This window comes from Paenibacillus radicis (ex Xue et al. 2023) (assembly GCF_024722015.1).
Lineage (GTDB): Bacteria > Bacillota > Bacilli > Paenibacillales > NBRC-103111 > Paenibacillus_S.
In genome coordinates this window covers 84,081-104,678 of the sequence record NZ_JANQBD010000013.1, presented here as the reverse complement: position 1 = coordinate 104,678, position 20,598 = coordinate 84,081, and the positions used below count along the sequence as shown (strand labels likewise).

Genomic DNA, 20,598 nt, shown 5'->3' with positions numbered 1-20,598 from the left:
TGATTATGTCAACCGGATGACTGGAGACATAACATCAGCTTGATGGCTATGTCTTTTTTCTAGAAGACTTTAGGTGTGAGGAGGAGAGCCTATGGGTAAACAAATTCGATTGAATGCTTTTGATATGAATAGCGCCATGCATAATTCACATGGGTTGTGGAAGCATCCGGGTAATCAACGGCATCGCTACAAGGAATTAAGCTATTGGGTGGAGCTGGCGCAGCTGTTGGAGAGAGGGAAATTCGATGCGCTCTTTTTGGCTGATGTGGTCGGTGTCTACGATGTGTATAAACAAAGCTTCGATCCGGCCGTGAGGGATGCGGTGCAAGTGCCGGTAAATGATCCCGCATTAATTATACCAGCAATGGCCTATGCGACCAAGCATTTGAGCTTCGCTGTCACAGTGACTACAACGTATGAGCATCCTTACGCTCATGCCAGACGGATGTCGACGCTCGATCATTTAACTCAAGGCAGACTGGCATGGAATATTGTCACCTCTTACTTGCCGAGCGCCGCCAAAAACTTCGGCTTGGACGGCATGCTCGATCATGATGAACGTTATGAAAGGGCGGATGAGTTTCTGGAGGTCGTTTACAAGCTGTGGGAAGCCAGCTGGGATGATGATGCAGTGGTCAGGGACGTGAAGAATAAAATCTACACGGATCCCGGGAAAGTTCATGAAATCAATCATGAAGGAAAGTTCTACCGGGTGCCAGGCCCCCATCTGAGTGAGCCATCCCCACAGCGAACGCCTGTCGTCTACCAAGCCGGCAGCTCGGAGAAGGGAAGGGAGTTCGCCGCCAAACATGCGGAATGTGTGTTTGTTGGGGCGTCTAATGTGGAAACTTTGCGATTCTATGTACAGGATATACGTAGAAAGGCAGCTGCATATGGAAGAAATCCCGATCACATCAAGATGTTTATGGGTTTGAACGTGATCGCAGGCGACACCCGGCAGGAAGCACAGGGGAAATTCGAGGAATATTCCAGACTGTGGAGTGTGGATGCTGCATTGGCTCAATATGGCGGCTCAAGTGGTTATGATCTGGATGCATACGATCCCCTGGAGTTTTTGGAATATAAGCCAACTAACCACGGTCAAACAACGGCAGCCCATTTCACCAAATATGCGGAAAAGAAGCTCACCGTAGGGGAAGTGAAGCAAAAAATCGGTACGATTGGAGGAAGGGGAACTGTGTTAGTGGGGACTCCTGCTGACATTGCTGATCAAATGCAGCATTGGGTGGAGGAGACCGGGATTGACGGCTTCAATCTTGCCCACTTCATAACCCCCGGAAGCTTGCAGGAGTTTATCGATAACGTTATTCCTGAACTGCAAAACCGGGGGATTTATAAGACGGAGTACGAGGAAGGCACCCTTAGAGAGAAGCTGTTTGGCCAAGGTCAGAGCAAGCTTCCGGAAGATCATCCTGGGGCAAAAGTAAGACGCCAGTCTGTTAATCAGCATTAAAATCATACCTGCGGCAATGCAGGCCAATCATCCAAATCCAATAAATCCAATGAAAAGAGGTTGTTACAATGGCAAATGAAAGACAATTAGCGCTGGAAACCTTAGCTGTACACGCAGGACAACAGATTGATCCAACGACTCTCTCACGGGCGGTACCGATCTATCAGACGACCTCTTATGGCTTCCGCGATACCGAGCATGCAGCTAACCTGTTTGCGCTGAAGGAGTTCGGCAACATCTATACGCGCGTTATGAACCCGACTACTGATGTATTCGAGCAGCGGGTGGCTGCACTGGAAGGCGGAGTTGGAGCTTTGGGCGTAGCCTCCGGGCAAGCGGCGATCACTTACTCCATACTGAACATTGCCGGTGCGGGTGATGAGATTGTTTCAGCAGCTAGCTTGTATGGAGGTACATATAATTTGTTCTCTAACACGCTTAGTAAATTGGGAATTAATGTTACATTTGTAGATCCTAGCGATCCGGAAAATTTCCGTAAAGCTATTACGAATAAAACCAAAGCCCTTTATGCGGAAACGGTCGGCAATCCGAAAGGTGATGTATTGGATATAGAGGCGGTAGCGGCTATTGCTCATGAGAATGGGATTCCACTTATCGTAGACAATACATTTCCAAGTCCTTACCTGCTGCGTCCTATTGAGCATGGCGCTGATATTGTTGTGCATTCGGCTACCAAATTCATCGGAGGCCACGGTACTTCCATTGGCGGTGTAATTGTAGACGGAGGAAAGTTTGATTGGGCGGCTAACGGAAGATTCCCGGGATTAACCGAGCCGGACCCAAGCTATAATGGAGTCGTATATACCGAGGCCGTCGGTCCGCTCGCCTATATCATTAAGGCAAGAGTGCAGCTGTTAAGGGATCTCGGGGGAGCTTTGTCTCCATTTAATTCCTTCTTATTATTACAGGGGCTGGAGACTCTGCATCTGCGTCTGGAGCGGCACAGCTCGAATGCATTAAAAGTGGCTCAATATCTTGAGCAGCACGAGGATGTAGAATGGGTAAGCTACCCGGGGCTGGAGAGTCATCCTTCCTATAAGCTGGCACAGAAATACTTGCCTAAGGGACAGGGAGCTATTCTTACCTTTGGGATTAAGGGCGGCATTGAAGCAGGGAAAAGGTTGATCCATTCCGTTCAGCTGTTCTCGCATTTGGCGAATGTGGGGGATTCCAAATCGTTGATTATTCATCCTGCGAGCACGACCCATCAGCAATTAAATGAGGAGGAGCAAGCGGCTGCAGGGGTAACATCCGGTTTAATTCGGCTTTCTATCGGTACAGAGGCGATTGACGATATTCTTTTTGATCTGGAGCAGGCTATAGCGGTTAGCCAACAACCAGCAGCAGTCTAGTTGAGCTTGATGTTTCGTGATCCAATACCAAGTAAATCCATGCGAAAAATTAATATTAAAAGGAGAGAAATCAGAATCATGAAAAAATCTTTGGGGTTATTCATATTAACTTTTATTTTGTTCCTTACGGCATGCGGAACGCAGCCGGCAGCGTCCACAGGAGGATCAGGGGGGACGGTGAATACATCGGCAGCAGGCGGTGGAACTAAAGAAGCCAAAAAAGAGGATAAAGTCATCAAGCATATTATGAGCGACAGCGGTTTTAACGGGGATATCGTGAAAATTTTAAAGGAGGAAGTCGAAAAACAAGGATATGTTTTGGAGCAGGTGGTCGTAAACGATATTATTCAGCCTAACAAGATTGTCAACGACGGCCAAGCGGATACAAATTCTTTTCAGCACGAGGCTTATTTTGACCAGTTTGTAACCGATCATGGGTTGAAAAACGTTGTTCGTGGTTTCTATACGATTTTCACGCCGTCGGGACTATACTCTAAAAAATACAAAAAAATTGAGGATGTACCGGATGGCGCTACCTTCGGGATTCCTGTCGACCCGGCAAATAACGGACGTGCGTTGTTCATGCTTCGTGACCTAGGACGTTTAAAGCTGAAAGAGGGAGTTAGCGTCACCCATGCAACGCTTAGAGATATTACGGATAATCCCCATAAATACAAATTTAAAGAAGTGGATCAATTGATGCTGCAGCGTACATTAGAAGATGTTGATGTCGGCTTCCTGTTTGCCGGAACAGCTGTACAAATCGGTTTCAAGCCTAAGACGGATGCGCTTGCTTTGGAGAAGGGTGAGGGTTTGCCGTACAAAAGTATCGTTGCTGTCCGTAAAGATTTAGCAGGATCGGAAAAAGTGAAGGTATTGCAAAAAGCTTATGAAAGCGAACGGATAAAAGAATTTTACCGGAGCAAGTATGGGGATGCGATTGAATTTATCGATAACCTAAATAAAAAGTAAGCTCTGCTTACAATAAACGAAGGAGCGATGCGTTGTGATTACGCTTCAAGATGTGAATAAAGTATTCCAAATTCCCAATGGAGAACCGCTGAATGCGGTCTCCTCAGCTTCCCTGCAGATTGATGAAGGAGATATTTACGGGATCATCGGGTTCAGCGGTGCTGGTAAATCGACGCTTCTGCGGACGATTAATTTATTGGAACGGCCGGATAGCGGCAAGATTATCGTTAATGGCCAGGATATGCTGGCTTTAAGCGAAAGCGAGCTGCGCAAAGCGCGGATGTCGATAGGGATGATCTTTCAACACTTCAATCTGCTTAATAACCGGACTGTATTCGAAAATGTCTCTTTTCCACTAGAAATTGCGGGAGTTCTTAAAAGTGAAAGAAAGCAGCGGATTGAGGAATGCTTGAGAATCGTAGGGCTGGAGGACAAGACTAAAGCTTACCCGGCCAAGCTGAGCGGAGGGCAGAAGCAGCGTGTGGCTATTGCCCGCGCACTGGCCAACCGACCCAAGGTTTTGTTATGCGATGAACCGACCTCTTCTGTCGATCCTTCAACAACCGGAAGCATCCTGGCCTTTTTGAAGGAAATCAATGAGCGCCTTGGCATTACGATCGTTATAGTTACTCATGAGATGAATGTTATCAAATCTATCTGCAATAAAGTAGCGGTTATGGAGCAAGGAGTTGTCGTAGAGAAGTTTGAGATGAATGATGCGAAATTTGTCCCTAAGTCCAATATTGCCCAATTTTTATTTAAGAATGAGATCGTGTTGGATAAAAGAGAGGTGGCTTATGTTTGATAATATCATCTATGCCGGTCCGGAGATTGTGGAGGCTCTGGGCGAAACCTTTTACATGCTGATTGTTACGATACCGCTGGCTGTACTTTTTGGTACGCCGCTCGGTACACTGCTGTATTTGACACGTCCGGGTTCTTTTGTCAAAGCACCGAAGTTTTACTTAATTCTTAACGGTTTGGTTAACCTGGTACGGTCCTTTCCGTTTCTGATTCTGATGATTGCCATTATACCTATCACCCGCTTATTGGTAGGTACGGCACTCGGAACTACTGCGGCCACTGTGCCTATGATTATAAATGCCGTGCCTTATTTTGCCCGTTTCGTGGAACAAACCTTGCTGGAAGTAAACCGAGGTGTTGTTGAAGCGGCTGAGTCGATGGGAGCGAACCGTTATCAAATTATTTGGAAGGTGCTTTATACGGAAGCCCGTTCGGGTATCGCCAATTGTATTACGATTATCACCGTCAGCTTTCTGTCCTATTCAACTGTTGCCGGGCTGGTCGGAGGCGGTGGCATCGGAGATTTTGCGATCCGTTACGGCTATTACCGCTATCAGACGGATGTTATGTTCTTTACGGTTATTTTGATGGTCATTTTCGTTCAGGCTTTTCAATTTACCGGTAACTTTATCGTTCGCAGACTGGATAAGAGACTTTAATGCATAAACCGGAGTGGAGGCGATGAATGATGCCGAAAAAGATACATTTGAATGCTTTCGAAATGAACTGTGTAGGTCATTTATCCCATGGCATGTGGGTGCATCCGGATAATAACCGTCACCGGTATACCGAGCTTTCCTACTGGACGGAGCTTGCCGAGCTGCTGGAGCGGGGGAAATTCGATGCCTTGTTTTTGGCTGATGTGGTAGGCGCTTATGATACGTACAAGGGGGGAATAGAAACCTCGCTAAGAGAAGCCGTTCAGGTTCCGTGTAACGATCCGCTCCTGATTGTGCCGCCTATGGCACTGGTAACCAAACATTTGGGCTTTGCGGTGACATTCTCCACCTCTTATGAGCATCCTTATGGGCATGCCCGGCGTATGACAACATTGGATCATCTGACGCAAGGGCGGCTGGGATGGAATGTGGTAACATCTTACCTGCCCAGCGCTGCACGCAATTATGGACTGGACCGGATGATTCCGCATGACGAGCGCTACGAAATGGCTGACGAGTATTTGGAGGTTTGCTATAAGCTGTGGGAAAGCAGCTGGGAAGATCAAGCGGTTGTTCGCGATGTGGAAACCGGCACGTATACCGATCCCGACAAAGTGCATGAGATCAACCATGAAGGCAAATATTTCAGGCTTCCCGGACCTCATCTCAGCGAACCTTCCCTGCAGAGAACTCCAGTTATTTATCAGGCGGGCAGCTCGGTAAAAGGCAAGACATTTGCGGCAAAACATGCGGAATGTGTGTTTCTGGGAGCTCCTACTGTGGAAGCATTGAAGCAGCATATCGCGGATATCCGCGCCCAGGCACAAGCAAACGGACGTCAGCCTGAGCACATCAAAATGTTTACCGGTTTGTCGGTCATCGTTGGCCGCACAGAAGAGGAGGTTCATCAGAAGGTGAAGGAGTTCGGGAGGCTTCGCAGCGTCGAGGGAGTTCTCGCCCATTATGGAGGCTCCAGCGGCTATGATTTATCCCGTTACGGCCCTGATGACTATTTGGAATATGTGGAAACCGATCACGGCCAGACGGCTGCGTCAAGATTCACCAAGCATAATAAAAAAACAGTGGGCGAGATTATCGAAACCTTCAAAAAGCTGGGCGGACAGTCGCCGTTCTTTATTGCAGGAACACCGGAGCAGGTTGCTGATAAAATCCAGTACTGGGTGGAAGAAACAGGGGTAGATGGCTTTAACCTCACGCAGTTTCTTTCTCCAGGGTCTTTCCGCGAATTTATCGAGCTGGTCATCCCTGAGCTGCAGCAAAGGGGATTGTATCGTACCGAATACGAGGAGGGGACCTTCCGTGAGCGCCTGTTCGGCCAAGGCATCCATCTGACTCCGAATGGTCATCCTGCAGCCTTGATCCGTCAGCAGACTTTTAAAGAATCTGTGGCCTTATAGTTAATTCAATATATAGGTTTTGGGGTAACCTCATGGTTGCCCTTTTATTAATTAGTAAGAGGTGTGATATTTCATACATACAAACAAGGGGTAGCGGAGTAATCTGTATGGTATAAGGAAAATAACAGGTTGATTGGAGGCCACAAAATGAGCATGCCGTGCAAATCACAGGCTGCTTCGGAGATTGCTCCTGAAGCTGAGCTGCCTAAGCTGCTGGACCGTTTGAAGCAAGACCATGCCGAATTGCTGCAGGTTCTGATGGATTTGGAAAACCAGGCGAGTCAGACGGAGCAGGAGGCCGACAAGAATCGTGCGATAAGCTCTCTACTGCATCTAAGACTCTGGACAATGGGATTCAAGGAAGAGCTGAATCGGCACTCGGAGTGGGAGGAGCGGGAGCTATTTCCATTGCTGAATATTTGTTGCCAAGGACATAATGCTCTTTCGGTCACACCGACCTTATGTGATCTGGAGAAGGATCATCAATTGGCGATGAATTACATGGACGCCTTCTTGAGAGCTGTGCATGCACTGAAATCGGATTCGGAAGCAATGCCTGTGAAACAAGCGGCGGCTTATTTGACTCATGCATGTCGCATTCTAATAAAGCATTTGGAGCAGGAGGAACGGCTCATTAATCCAATGACTGACCAAGTATCCAATGATATTCATTATTTTTCATATGATTAAATTTTTAAATTTATGAACTTCAGATGACTTCCATTATTTACTGTGCTACAATAGCTTGAGCCCTATGTATTATTTTATTAATTGAATATTTGTGGGAACAAGGTGCTTCAGCTTGCTGAAGCTTAAAAGGGAAGTTCGGTGTAAAACCGACGCGGTCCCGCCACTGTAACGGAGGAGTCATAGCGACAATGCCACTGATCTTTGTGCACAAGGATTGGGAAGGCCGCTTATGATGTGAATTCCGGAGCCAGGAGACCTGCCTGTTCTGACAACACTGCTTTGACCTACGGAAGATAGGGAAGTGTTTAGACGACCGTCGTTTATTTCATCATATATAAACAGGACATCTTTACCTTTTTTTTCTGAGGTAGGGATGTCTTTTTTTGTTTTTAAGTATGTATTGACGAAGCAAAGAATTATGAGTAAGATTTTAATTGTAATTATTACGAATAAACTTGGTAAATCAGGAGGCAATTTTTTATGAGATCCAGATCCAGATCCAAATCCAGTCGTCCAAAGTACAGCGGTTTTCTTGCACTTATTCTTGTTATTATTTTAGTCACATTGTCGGCTTGCCAAAGCTCATCATCCTCCAAGCCAACCGGTAATGGTCAGTCCACAGATACCAAAGATGCGTCCGCTGCCGGAGAGGCCAAGGAGCAGGTGTTAAAATACGTCACCTTAAATATGCCCCGCTCTTTGGATCCTGTCCATATTGATGCACAGCGGATTACATCAGATGGAATTGCTGAACCTCTCGTTATGCTTAATGATGATGGATCTATAAGACCATGGTTAGTGAAATCTTGGAAAAACCTGGAGCCGACACTGTGGGAAGTGGAATTACAGCCTAACGTAAAATTTTGGAGCGGCGCGGTCATGGATGCTGCTGCGGTAAAAGCGGCATTGGAGCGTCATCAGAAGCTTAATAAACGGGGGCCCTCACAAATTGGCGGTGTTGAATTTATCGTAAAAGACAGCCTGCATCTACAGCTCAAAACACCTAAGCCAGACCCTAACTTTATTTTCAAGCTGAACGGATTTGCAATACATAATGCTGAGGAAGCGAATCGTCTCGGAGATAAGTTTAATTCACAAGCCGATTTGACTGGCTTTATGAAGCCTATTCAGTTTACTCCAGGCGAGCTGCTCATTGCTGAAGCGTTTCCTGGATATTGGGGAGAAAAACCTAAGCTGCAGCGGCTGGAGGCAAGATTAGGAGCTGACGCACAAGCGCGACTGCTTGCATTGAAGAATGGCGATGCTGATGCGGATATGAACGTGGAAGTTGAACAGCGGGTGTCTTACGAGAAGGATCCGAAATTAGCCACTTACTTCCCAATCGGACAGACGACTAATCTATGGTTGAATATGAAAAAGGTACCGGCGCTTCAAGATAAAAATGTTCGGATTGCGCTGAATTTAGCTGTTGACCGCAAGGAGCTTATCGAAGGTGTTAGCCGCGGATTTGCGTCCAAAGCTACAGGGCATTTCCCAGCGGGACTTCCATATGCGATTTCGACAGGTGCAGAGACGGACAAGGCCAAAGCCGAGAAGCTTCTGGATGAGGCTGGCTGGAAGAAAGGCTCTGATGGAATCCGTGCCAAGGACGGACAAAAGCTGAAGCTGAAAATGTTGACTTACACGGTTTTTCAACCATTGGCAGTAGCTTTGCAATCGCAGCTTAAAAATGTAGGCGTTGAGATTGAATTAAATCCGGTCGAAACAACGGCCTCCAACCAAATGATGCTGGACGGCAATTTTGATACGGCTACCTATTGCTCTTGCGGAACGGCAACCGGCGATATTGGCGGTCAATTGTACTCCTACTACCAATCAGGCGTTGCATCTAATTACGGGGGATACAGCAATCCCGAGGTGGATAAGCTGATCAGTCAATTGACTTCGGAATTCGATGCTGTGAAACAAGTGGATTTGGCTAAACAGATCCAAACCCGCGTCCAGGAGGATGTTCCGATCATTTATTTATTCAATAATACACGTTGGGGCGCTGCCTATAACAGTAAAGTGAAAGGCATCGATAAAAATTTACAAACTAGAATCGTCCCTGGGATGTACATCTCCAAATGAAGCTAATCCGTTATTTGATCCTGCGTATACTTCTTACAGTTCCGGCTTTGTTAGGAATTACTCTTCTTATTTTCTCACTGATTCGTTTTATACCGGGTGATCCAGCGCGAGCGATTCTGCTTACAATGTTCGATCCTAGTACGAATCTCAGTGATTTGGAGAAGGATGCAGAGGTTCTGCACAAGCAACTGGGTCTTGATCAGCCCTTACCTATACAATACGGGAGCTGGTTATGGAAAATTATTCGCGGTGATTTGGGCGTATCCTTCCGGAGCAAAACGCCGATTCTCGATGAGCTGCTGCATCGCTTTCCGGCAACGCTGGAGCTTGCAGGGGCTGCGCTTATAATTATGCTCGTGATCGCGATTCCATCAGGGATCGCGGGAGCGGTATATCACCGTAAGGCTGTGGATCATGCAACAAGGGTTATTGCCTTGATTGGTGTGTCTGTACCGAGTTTTTTTCTTGGTTTGGTGCTTATGTATACCTTGTCTGTGAAGCTGGGCTGGCTTCCAACAATGGGAAGAGGCGGGGGCGATCACCTGATCCTGCCAGCTTTGACGCTAGGCATAGGGCTATCGTCAGTTACGGCGCGCTTGCTGCGAACAAGCCTGCTCCAAGTGTTTTCACAGCGATATATCATATTGGCGGAAGCAAAAGGGCTGCATCGGAGAACGATCCTGTTCAAGCATGCGCTGCCTAATGCGCTGCTTCCGGTGTTAACTTCGTTCGGGCTTGTAATAGGAGGACTTATCGGTGGAACTGTCATTATCGAGACTGTCTTTTCATGGCCAGGTGTAGGGCGGTATGTGGTGGATGCGATTACCGGGAGGGATTACCCCGTTATTCAGGCTTTTGCTCTGCTGATGGCTCTTGTTTACATCTTGTTGAATTTGGCTGTTGATGTTATTTACCGGTGGATGGACCCGCGGGTCAGACTGGAGCAGGAGGGACAGCATGGATAACCGATTTCGCAAACGTCTCTTCTATTCCTTGAAGACAGATCCGCTGGCCATTCTATTATTGGTCATTATTGTGGCAATTGTCGTGATGTCTATCGGCGGGGCATGGTTTTCGGGATATGATCCTGTCAAAGTTGACTACAAGCAGGCACTTTTACCACCTTCTGGCGATCATTGGCTTGGAACGGATAATTTCGGCAGAGATGTTTTATCGAGGCTGATGCATGGAGGAGTTGCTTCATTAGGCGCTTCGATTATGGCGGTGACCCTGATTATTTCTTTGAGTTTGATTATCGGACTTGCCGCTGGATATTTCGGCGGATGGGTTGATATGGTGCTGACCCGATTGATGGACGTGCTCTTCTCCTTCCCGCAGCTAGTGCTAGCCATAGCTCTTGCCTCGTTAATGGGTCCGGGACTCAGCAGTCTGATGATCGCGGTTGCGGCTGTGTCTTGGCCGTCATTTGCCCGGATTTTTCGAAGCTACGTATTGTCAGTTCGTAATGAAGGCTACGTGCAAGCAGCCAAAACCTCTGGAATTCCTGCCTGGAAAATCATTAGTACGCATGTTCTCGGTTCCATCGTCGGTCCGATACTGGTGTTGGTAACTCTGGACATAGGAAGCATTATCTTAAGTATAGCTTCCATGTCGTTTCTTGGACTGGGCATTCGCCCGCCGCAGCCGGAATGGGGAGCGATGCTGAATGAAGGACGGGCGTACATTGAAGAAGCGCCATGGTTGTTTCTTGCTCCCGGGCTGACCATTTTCCTAATGGTATTAGGAACTAATTATTTGGGCGATACATTGAAGGATGCTTTAGAACCCCGAGCTCTGAATATGCCCCGGCTTTTTGGCAGCAGGGGAAAAAGCAAGCGCAAGGAATCTCATATGAGCTCAACGAAACTGCTTGAGGTAGAAGGGCTGTATGTGACAGCCGCGGAGAGTAAACGAGATACACCCAAAGCGATATTGGAAGATATTCGCTTGGAGTTGCGGCCAGGAGAGTGTTTGGGTTTGGTTGGAGAAAGCGGCTCAGGGAAAAGCACGCTCGCGCTGGCGTTAATGGGGCTGCTGCGCCCTCCGCTCGAGTTAAGTGGCGGGACGATTCATCTGCTGGGAGCGGACACCAAGGATTGGGAGTGGAGTGATTGGCGCCAAGCACGCGGCAGCCGGATTGCGTATATAACGCAAGACCCTATGGATTCGCTCAACCCTGTTCTTACTATCGGCAGTCAATTGCAGGAATGCTTGACCGCTCATAAGAAAGCGGGTCTGAATAAAGCGGCGGCGAAGGCACAAGTGCTGAAGCTACTGGAGCAGACAGGCCTCTCCAAGGAAACCTACCATCAGTATCCTCATCAATTGAGCGGAGGAATGAGGCAGCGGGTTGTTATTGCTATGGCCATGATCAACGAACCGCAAATCATTGTGGCCGATGAACCAACCACTGCGCTTGATGTCAGCACCCAGGCGCGAATTATGGAGCTGCTTGCAGCTCTACAGAAGGAACGGCAAGTGGCGATGATCTTCATCACCCATGATTTGAGATTAGTTGCACAAATCGCAGATCGAATTTGCGTCATGAAGAAGGGGCGAATCATTGAGCAGGGGGATGTTCGGTCGGTATTCACAGAACCGCGCGAAGCTTATACGCGACGGCTGCTGCAGTCTATTCCCGCTTTACGGATTCCAGCTCATTTACGAAAAATAACCTGACACGAGAGTAGAAGGGGAGATGATTTATGCTTGAGATCGAGGGCCTGCAAAAAAGCTATCAAGGGAAAAAAGTGCTGGATTCGATATCGTTCTCAATCAATCCCGGTGAAATTGTCGGTTTGATCGGTATGTCGGGATCGGGAAAAAGCACTATAGCCCGCTGCGTGGCAGGACTGGAGAGGCCGGATGCCGGCAAGCTGCTGTGGAACGGCAGATCCTTAAATGAACGAGCTGTAAGACGGATGTCGCATCAAGACATTCAGATGGTATTTCAAGACCCTCGCAACAGTCTAAATCCAGCTTGGACGGTAAGAAGGAGTTTGTTGGAGTCGCTTCATCAGTTTCATAAATTTGTGAGTAAGCAGGGTTTTATAGGAAAAATGGAAAGCTTGCTTCAATCAGTCGGACTGAATGCCGATTACTTGGATCGTTATCCTCATGAGTTAAGCACCGGTCAATGCCAGCGGGTTTGCTTGGCGCGTGCACTTGCTCCTGAGCCGAAGCTTCTTGTGCTGGATGAATGCCTCTCCGCTCTCGATGTCTCGATTCAAGCTCAAATGATCAGCCTGCTTCAAGAGCTGCATCGCAATCGTCAGGTCAGTTATTTGTTTATCTCCCATGATATTGCGGTAGTTGCCGGACTATGCCAGCGAGTATTGGTTATTCAAAAGGGAATGATTGTGGAAGAAGCGGAAGTTTATGAGCTGATTCATCATCCTAAGCATCCGTATACACGTTCATTACTTGCGGCTACACCTGTTTTTCCTGAGTTTATAGAACTATCGGATGTGTTCAACGAGAGGAGTGTGATTTAAATGGGTACCGGAGTTGATTATGCCTTTCTCGAAAAACAATATAATTTTATAACGCAGGAGAATCCGCAGCCGGTATTATTAGCAAGTCTTTCTGACTTGCTGGATAAGGAGAAGGCCGAGGACCTAGTTTTGGCTGTCATGCAAATTATTCGTGCTGGCAAGCCCGATATTGCTGCATTTCATATGTCAAGCTGGTTCGGCATGGTCTGCTCAGCTATGCAGGCTTCACTATCGTTTTATGATACGGACTTGAAGTTATCCCCTGACCGGTTAAAGCTGCAAATCGTAATGGTAGAGGGACGAAGAAAAGTATCATTCGTTCTGCAGGATGCGGACAATGCTTCCATACTGTTAGAGACAGCAGGAGCATCCCGTTCCGCAGTACTGAATGCATTTTATGAACAGACTGTGCGTCCGATACTTATCGGTCTTGCCCGGGCATCCCATACCAAAGAAAATCAGCTGTGGGCGCAATTTGTCACAAGACTTTATAATGAGAAAGATTTCTTGTTACAAAAGGCTTCCTTACTCCCGGCAAGAAAATCTCTTATTGAACAGGATTTTGCCATTCTACTTCAGGAATTGAATATGGAGAAGCTGGGATTGCTACGGAATCCATTCGAACAGGAATTTCGCTGGATACAGCATATGCAGGAGCCGGATGAGCTAATACGTCAGAAGGTGGCTTGTTGTCTGGCATATCAAACAGATACTACTCATGGCTACTGCTATACTTGCCCTCGGTTAAGTGATGAGGGGCGGAGAATGAAAAGGGAAGCTTAGCACGAAAAAAATACACCATATAGCATTAGAGGATTGAAAATCAATAGGGAGAACCCTGCTGATCTTCAATCCTTTTTTATTTATTACTTTAAGTTCGCATTCAGCAATTATTAAGGTTTTATTAAGTTATCTGTTCTATCATTATAAAATACAAAGCGGCAAGCTGCTTATTTGCATCGGATCCTATTTCAATATATTAAATTTTAGTTGAGGAACTTCGATGTAAAGCTGCAATAGAACGATGACCATAAATAAAAAAACCGCAAATAAAGAAAGAGAAACGCGGGATAGGAGTGTGAGAGACCCATGCGTCCCTTGTCAAAAAGACGGAAGAAAGCAGGGCCTGGCCTAAATCGACTGTGGAGTAACTTCTTTATAGTGTTAGCCTGTGCAGTTGTGCCTTTAGTATTAGTTTTCGGCGTGGAATTTATTCAACGGGGAAATTTACAGGAAACCTGGACGTGGCTGATCCAAAACCCCAAACTGTTTACAATGAACGCTCTTTTGGATTTATTTATCTTTTTATTGATATATGCGTTATTGGGTGGGTTATTGCCATCGATTGCTGTATCTATTCTGCTATTATGTACAATGTCGTTTGTTAGCTTTTTCAAAGTGAAGTTGATTGGTGAGCCGTTTTTTCCATGGGATATCTTTCTTAATAAAGAAAGCATGAATGTTTTGCCTTTGGTAACGAACCAATCAGCTTTAATGCGAATCGGAACTATGGTGGGTACAGTATTAGTACTGCTTCTCCTGTCAATCTGGGTGCCGCGGCTTCGTTTGAAGCTAAAGACCCGTGTGGTAGTTGGGCTGATGGCAGTGTTTGCCGTGTATTCGTTTGGGGTTAATGCTCCTTGGGCTAGCCGGGTCATGGACCGCATGGGCGCAAGCGAGATCGTTTGGAATCAGTCTGAGAACTACGGGAATAATGGAATGATGCTCGCCTTTACGATGAATGTGAAGAATGCGATCGTTCCGAAGCCAGAAGGCTATGACGAGCCGACCATGGCGAATTTGGCACAATCACTGAAGGGGCAGTCTGGAATACAGCTGGCATCGGCAAAAGCAGATCCCTTTAATGGGAAGCAGCCGAACGTTATTTTTATTATGAGTGAAGCATTCTGGGATCCAACTCTGCTTCCGAATGTATCCTTTAGCGCCGACCCTGTGCCTACCGTTCACCGGCTGCAGCAGGAATCCACATCCGGTTACCTGCTCTCGCCCCAGTTCGGAGGAGGCACGAGCAATGTCGAGTATGAAGTGCTGACAGGGCAGTCGATGAGCTTCCTTCCTGCAGGCTCCGTGCCGTATCAGCAGTATATTTCCAAACCGTTACCTAGTCTTGCTGGATATTTTGAAGAACAGGGCTACAAAAGCATGGCTATTCATTCATATGAAGGCTGGTTCTGGAACCGTGAAAATGTTTATAAGCAAATGGGATTTGAAAGCTTCATGAGTAAGGATCAATTTAGCAATCCACAGTACAAAGGTGATTTCATCTCTGATGACGAGGTAGCTAATAATATTATTCAACAGGTGGATAGCACAGATAAACCTATGTTCATCTACACGGTGACGATGCAGAACCATGGCCCGTATGATGATCAGCGTTACGGCAGCAATCCGATTCAAGTCGAAGGTAATTTAACTCCGGAGGCGAAGGATACTCTCGAAACGTACACACAGGGCGCTCAGGATGCGGACGCGAGTTTGCAGAAGCTGATCGATCATTTCACCGAGACGGGTGAGCCTACGGTAATCGTTTTTTATGGCGATCATTTGCCTATGCTGGGTTATGATTATGATGTGTATAAACAGGGAGGTTTTATTCAATCCGGCAAATCGGAGCAATGGTCACTTGAGGAATTGAAGAAGATGCATAGCGTACCTTTCGTTACGTGGTCTAACGTAGATCTGCCGCAGGAGCAACTGCCGATCCTCAGTAACTCCTTTCTTGGTGCCTATATGTTGAACCATATGGGGATGCAGCTTCCGGAGACTCTTGCATACAATGCAGAGCTATCCCAGAAGATGCCCGGCATGCTGCGTAATCTGGTAGTGGATGCAAATCAGAATTTATATTCGTCCGTACCGGATTCACTCAAGAATGATGTGGATAAATACAGGCAGCTGCAGTACGATGCGCTATTCGGCAAGCAGTATTTGGCCAAGTACATCGATTCGCAGTACCTGCAGCAGACTGTGATGCCGAATTATAACCAGGAGTTTGCCGTGCAAGCTCCTGCCGAAGAAGAGATAGATGGAAGCTTGAACGCTAGCGATGGCGATAACAAGTAGGGGATAAAAGGGAAAAAGCGTTCGCGCCGCTAGGGTTAGGGGCATAATCCACGACGGAGAGGCCCTAACTTCTCGACTGTTTGCGTGAGATGGATATGGAATTTTAGTAATGGACGCACCCTTAATTAGGGTGCTTTTTTTTGTATGTGCAGCTGTTATCCCATTGCTTCCTTATATTCATTTCATTATTATTAATCATAAATGAGCCATCCGTCTTGTGCCGGTAGAGAGGTGAGTTTGAAGCGACTGTAAGGCATTTTTGCAAAGAAGTGGAAGTGTAGACATGGGCAGAGCTTCAAAGGAACGGATACAGCATGAGTCCAACAAGCGGCTATATGGAGGTAAGGTGAGAATGGTGAATACAGATGAGCTTGGGGAAATAAAATCAGTTCTTCCCGAATGGGTTGAAGCGAGCCGTCAACTGGCTGAACAAGGTAAGGTCGCGGCATACATTCCTGAGTTGGCTAAGTCACCCAAGGATGCATTGGGCATTTACATCATGGATACGGCTGGAGGCTCGGTTTCTGCCGGAGATTGCGGCTTGTCCTTTACGATGCAGAGTATATCGAAGGTGTTCACTTTGATCCTTGCTCTAATGGACCACGGAGAGGCGGCGGTGTTCTCCAAGGTGGGTATGGAACCGACCGGAGATAATTTCAATTCTATGCTGAAGCTGGAATTAGTGGAGCCTAGCAGACCTTTTAATCCGTTGATCAATGCTGGGGCGATAGCTGTCACTTCGTTAGTCGGAGGAGATAGTTCTGAAGAGAGGTCATTGCGGATATTACAATTTTTCCGTCAGCTGGCGGACAATGATTCATTGGATTATGATCTGGATGTGTACCGGTCCGAATCGGAAACAGGGCATCTTAATAGATCGCTGGCTTATTATCTCAAGGATAAAGGCATACTGCAGGATGATGTAGAGGCTGTACTGGATATTTATTTTCGTCATTGCGCTGTGAAAGTCACTTGCTCGGATCTAGCCCGAATGGCATTGGTATTGGCGCTGGGCGGCATCGATCCATCAACAGGAAAGTCGATTATTCCACGGCGATATGTTCAGATCGCGAAGGTTTTCATGACTACTTGCGGGATGTATAACGCATCCGGTGAGTTTGCAATCAACGTCGGCTTACCGGCCAAAAGCGGCGTGTCAGGCGGTATTTTATCGATTGTTCCGGGTCGGTACGGCATAGGGTTAGTCGGTCCTGCTTTAAACAAGAAGGGCAATAGCGTAGCGGGTGTGAATTTATTGGAAAAATTGTCCGGTGAGTTTGGTTGGAGTTTATTTTAAAAAATAAGGCAACCTTAGTCCGAAATTTCACAGGGCTAAGGTTGCTTTATTAATATATTAGAAAGCTACGGTACGGGGCCTTTAAAGGAACCGAAGTATGAAGCATATAAGCCTTTTACGGTACCAAAATATGAAGCATATAAGCCTTCTACGGTACCAAAATATGAAGCATAGACAGCTTTTTTAAGTTCTTAACAATGCTTTTATACATGGATTTACATAACCAAATAAAAGTTGAATTTCACTAAAACGACTTTTGACTTTCTACTCGCAAGAAGAGTGCTAGTCTAAAACACGAATGTATCTTGGTCAGGCGGTAGCGAATGGTTAACTGGAATTTCTGGAGCTAATTCTTCCGTTACATGCTTGATTAGGAACTTAGCTGGAAAATATCATGTTAATATAGATGTTTTTGGTTGAAATTCTATAAATCATTAGAAATAACAGGATGATTTCCAGTTATTTGCGAAAAAAACCTCACTAACCGGAATATAACTGGAGGAATTCCTGTTAGTTATGGAGTATCTAGCTGTGTACTTTCGACAAGCATCGATTTTGGCGGGAGATGTGTTCCCATCATGGCAAGATTACTTATCAGAGGAACACGACTTCAACCGCGGTTTATGTCCCACATCGATATCTCCCCAAGCAGAGGCTGGAACCCACCTCAATCCTCACGCGCCAACGTAGATCGTACATCAAGCTACTTTAAAGCCACCTCCATCACTCCCCAAGCAGAGGCTGGAACCCACCTCAATCCTCACGCGCCAACGTAGATCGTACAACAAGCTACTTTAAACCACCTTCATCTCTCCCCAAGCAGAGGCTGGGACCCATATCTTCCTCACGCGCCAAAGTAGATCGTACATCAAGCTACTTTAAGCGACCTCTATCTCTCCCCAAGCAGAGGCTGGGACCCATATCTTCCTCACGCGCCAAAGTAGATCGTACATCAAGCTACTTTAAGCGACCTCTATCTCTCCCCAAGCAGAGGTTGGAACTACTTCCATCCTCACGCGCCAACGTAGATCGTACATCAAGTTACTTTAAGACACATATCTCTTCATCGAAATGGCTTCAAATCACAGAGTAGAACCAGCGAGTCTGGTATTGCGCAAGAAAATCTACAAATGAATCGCGGTCGCTCATTTATGAAAGGACTCGATACTTGATAGAGATTTTCTTATTAAATAGCTACCTCTGATGTTCGAGCTGCCATTTATGTCGATTAAATAAACGGTCTTGTAAATACAGGGAATTATGGCTCGTTCCCCCTCAAATCCGAGTGTTAAGAAGAATACTATAGCATAACCGTTTGTGCAGCCTCCAAGCAGTGATTCGGTAATCGAACGAAGGAGGAGAGATTTTGTATGTTAAAACGATTTGATAAGTTATATGGTATTGACCTGGGAACATCTAACACTGTTATATATGAAAAGGGCAAGGGTATCGTGTTGAGCGAGCCGTCGGTAGTCGCAGTTAACCAAAATACCGGTGAATTATTAGCTGTAGGCGCTGAGGCGCAGGCGATGGTTGGACGAGCCCCTGGTTACGTAGATATCACTTATCCCTTAACGAACGGCGTTATCGCTAATATTGAGATGACAAGCAGGATGCTGCAGCATTTTATCAAAAAAATCCAAGGGCGCAAGTCGCTGTTGCGAAGCTCGCAGGTATACATTTCAGTGCCCTGCGGCATAACCAATGTGCAGAAGCGGGCGGTTGAGGAAACCATCATCCATAAAGGGGCCAGAAGAGCGGTTGCAGTTGAGGAACCATTGGCAGCAGCGCTGGGAGCAGGGCTCTTAATTGACGAGCCTATCGGACATTTGGTGCTTGATATTGGTGGGGGCACCTGCCAAGTAGCTGTCTTGTCGTTAGGCGGTATAGTGGCTAGTCACACTGTACATAGGGCCGGGATGTCAATAGACCAAGATATAATGGATTATGTCAAAAAGCAGTATAGTCTCGAGATTGGAGAACGTACGGCCGAAGAAATCAAGAAACGGATAGGAACAGCTAATGCGTCTGCTGAAGAACGAACGCTCGATATCCGAGGGCGTGATATGATTAGTGGCTTGCCTCGGTCAGTACGGCTAAGCTCAGGTGAAATTTACTTGCTGGTGGATGATTTTTTCAAAACGCTGGTAGAAGCGATAAGGACAACATTGGATCAGTGCCCGCCTGAGCTTGCGGGGGATGTAATTGAGCAGGGGATACTGTTATGCGGTGGAGGAGCTTTATTGGAAGGGATCGATAAACGCATTCAAGCGGAAACAGGAGTTCATGTGCATATCGCTGAAGATCCGTTGGATTGCACCGCACTCGGAGCAGGTATGATGCTGGGTGAACATGGATCCAGGCGCTCGATGAATCAGCGTACTTACAAACCGGAGGAACAGGTTGCAGTGAGCAAGGGTTCGAGTAATAGAGAAGGAAGTAAACAGTAGAAGCCAGGCAAATAGGCGGGGGTCTTGACCTGAATTTTCAAAATCATGGATGAGTCAGTCGATATGGAGCTAATGATCCAGATGCGAGTGCGCTTGGCTCATGCATGAATTGAAGATGGAGTGAGGCGGGCTGACTCTTCAACGTTTGCTCAATGCTCCTTCAGACTAAAGCCAGGACTACAGACTCAGACTACAGATGCCAAGATGAGCGGTCCATTTGTGTGTGCAGTTTGCATTTTGTAATTTTTCATTGACATAGGACGGACTCTTCAATTAGAGTACTCTTTAAATATAATTCTTAGTATTTTTGTAGGATTAATAAAATTAATGAAGTCGCCAGCATAAAATGAGGAAAACCATGGAAACTTTGCTGCATGTAAATCGTATAAAAATGGTTTTTCAAACGGGGCAGGCGAAGTAACTTCAGTGGATGATGTTAGTTTTGAAATACATAGGGAGAGACGTTTGCGTTAGTTGGAGAGTCCGGAAGCGATAAAGTGTAGCGGCGCTGTCGATCATGAGACTTCTTGGCAAAAATGGACATGTCTAAAGCGGATCCATTGCTTTGGAAAATCAGCAGCTTCTTGAGGCCAGTCCCAAAGAAATTCGCAAGCTTCGAGGAAAAGACATCTCAATCATGTTTCAAGAGACAATGACCTCGCTCAATCCGGTGTTTGGAATTGGAACGACTGGAAATCAAATTCGTGAGTAATCCGCACAAATCATTGCAGAAAATTTGAGATTAAAGGAGAAGCCCGGTTGTTCGGAACCGCGCATAATGTCCATGAGTGG

16 protein-coding genes and 1 riboswitch are annotated in these 20,598 nt (G+C 46.5%); all 16 genes read left to right on the top strand.

Translation table 11 applies throughout. From position 1 onward, the window contains the following. Positions 1-91 precede the first annotated feature (91 nt). The 16 genes from NV381_RS18325 to NV381_RS18250 all read left to right on the top strand — a co-directional run bounded on the left by NV381_RS18325 (position 92) and on the right by NV381_RS18250 (position 20,518). Positions 92-1,474 (top strand): LLM class flavin-dependent oxidoreductase, encoded by a 1,383-nt coding sequence (locus tag NV381_RS18325; protein WP_258214742.1) that lies wholly within the window; start codon positions 92-94, stop codon positions 1,472-1,474. A 68-nt stretch (positions 1,475-1,542) separates the two neighbouring features. Beyond that, positions 1,543-2,847: a homocysteine synthase gene (locus NV381_RS18320; protein WP_258214741.1), complete on the top strand. Its 1,305-nt coding sequence runs from the start codon at positions 1,543-1,545 to the stop codon at positions 2,845-2,847. 78 nt (positions 2,848-2,925) lie between these two features. Beyond that, positions 2,926-3,819 (top strand): MetQ/NlpA family ABC transporter substrate-binding protein, encoded by an 894-nt coding sequence (locus NV381_RS18315; protein ID WP_258214740.1) that lies wholly within the window; start codon positions 2,926-2,928, stop codon positions 3,817-3,819. 34 nt (positions 3,820-3,853) lie between these two features. Continuing rightward, positions 3,854-4,624 (top strand): methionine ABC transporter ATP-binding protein, encoded by a 771-nt coding sequence (locus NV381_RS18310; RefSeq protein WP_308862007.1) that lies wholly within the window; start codon positions 3,854-3,856, stop codon positions 4,622-4,624. Then, positions 4,617-5,282, top strand: coding sequence for a methionine ABC transporter permease (locus tag NV381_RS18305; protein WP_258214739.1), 666 nt, complete (start codon positions 4,617-4,619; stop codon positions 5,280-5,282). The genes NV381_RS18310 and NV381_RS18305 overlap by 8 nt, the downstream gene beginning before the upstream one ends. Positions 5,283-5,308: 26 nt before the next feature. Further along, positions 5,309-6,700: an LLM class flavin-dependent oxidoreductase gene (locus NV381_RS18300; protein WP_258214738.1), complete on the top strand. Its 1,392-nt coding sequence runs from the start codon at positions 5,309-5,311 to the stop codon at positions 6,698-6,700. 147 nt (positions 6,701-6,847) lie between these two features. Continuing rightward, positions 6,848-7,390 (top strand): hemerythrin domain-containing protein, encoded by a 543-nt coding sequence (locus tag NV381_RS18295; protein WP_258214737.1) that lies wholly within the window; start codon positions 6,848-6,850, stop codon positions 7,388-7,390. Positions 7,391-7,473: 83 nt separating this feature from the next. Then, positions 7,474-7,669, top strand: a riboswitch (cobalamin riboswitch). Between the two features lie 201 nt (positions 7,670-7,870). Beyond that, complete coding sequence (locus NV381_RS18290) at positions 7,871-9,481, top strand: ABC transporter substrate-binding protein (protein WP_258214736.1); 1,611 nt, start codon at positions 7,871-7,873, stop codon at positions 9,479-9,481. After that, on the top strand, positions 9,478-10,446 hold the full coding sequence (gene nikB / locus NV381_RS18285; protein WP_258214735.1) for a nickel ABC transporter permease: 969 nt from the start codon (positions 9,478-9,480) through the stop codon (positions 10,444-10,446). The genes NV381_RS18290 and nikB overlap by 4 nt, the downstream gene beginning before the upstream one ends. Then, positions 10,439-12,160, top strand: a complete 1,722-nt coding sequence (gene nikC / locus NV381_RS18280) for a nickel transporter permease (protein ID WP_258214734.1) — start codon at positions 10,439-10,441, stop codon at positions 12,158-12,160. The genes nikB and nikC overlap by 8 nt, the downstream gene beginning before the upstream one ends. 26 nt (positions 12,161-12,186) lie before the next feature. Continuing rightward, positions 12,187-12,975, top strand: coding sequence for an ABC transporter ATP-binding protein (locus NV381_RS18275; protein WP_258214733.1), 789 nt, complete (start codon positions 12,187-12,189; stop codon positions 12,973-12,975). Further along, positions 12,976-13,758: a (2Fe-2S)-binding protein gene (locus NV381_RS18270; protein WP_258214732.1), complete on the top strand. Its 783-nt coding sequence runs from the start codon at positions 12,976-12,978 to the stop codon at positions 13,756-13,758. Between the two features lie 306 nt (positions 13,759-14,064). Beyond that, positions 14,065-16,059: an LTA synthase family protein gene (locus tag NV381_RS18265; protein WP_258214731.1), complete on the top strand. Its 1,995-nt coding sequence runs from the start codon at positions 14,065-14,067 to the stop codon at positions 16,057-16,059. Positions 16,060-16,411: 352 nt separating this feature from the next. Further along, entirely contained in the window at positions 16,412-17,356 is a 945-nt protein-coding gene (gene glsA, locus NV381_RS18260) for a glutaminase A (RefSeq protein ID WP_258214837.1), read from the top strand. Positions 17,357-18,726: 1,370 nt separating this feature from the next. Further along, on the top strand, positions 18,727-19,806 hold the full coding sequence (locus tag NV381_RS18255; RefSeq protein ID WP_258214730.1) for a rod shape-determining protein: 1,080 nt from the start codon (positions 18,727-18,729) through the stop codon (positions 19,804-19,806). Between the two features lie 565 nt (positions 19,807-20,371). Then, positions 20,372-20,518, top strand: a complete 147-nt coding sequence (locus NV381_RS18250; RefSeq protein WP_258214729.1) for a hypothetical protein — start codon at positions 20,372-20,374, stop codon at positions 20,516-20,518. Positions 20,519-20,598 lie beyond the last annotated feature (80 nt).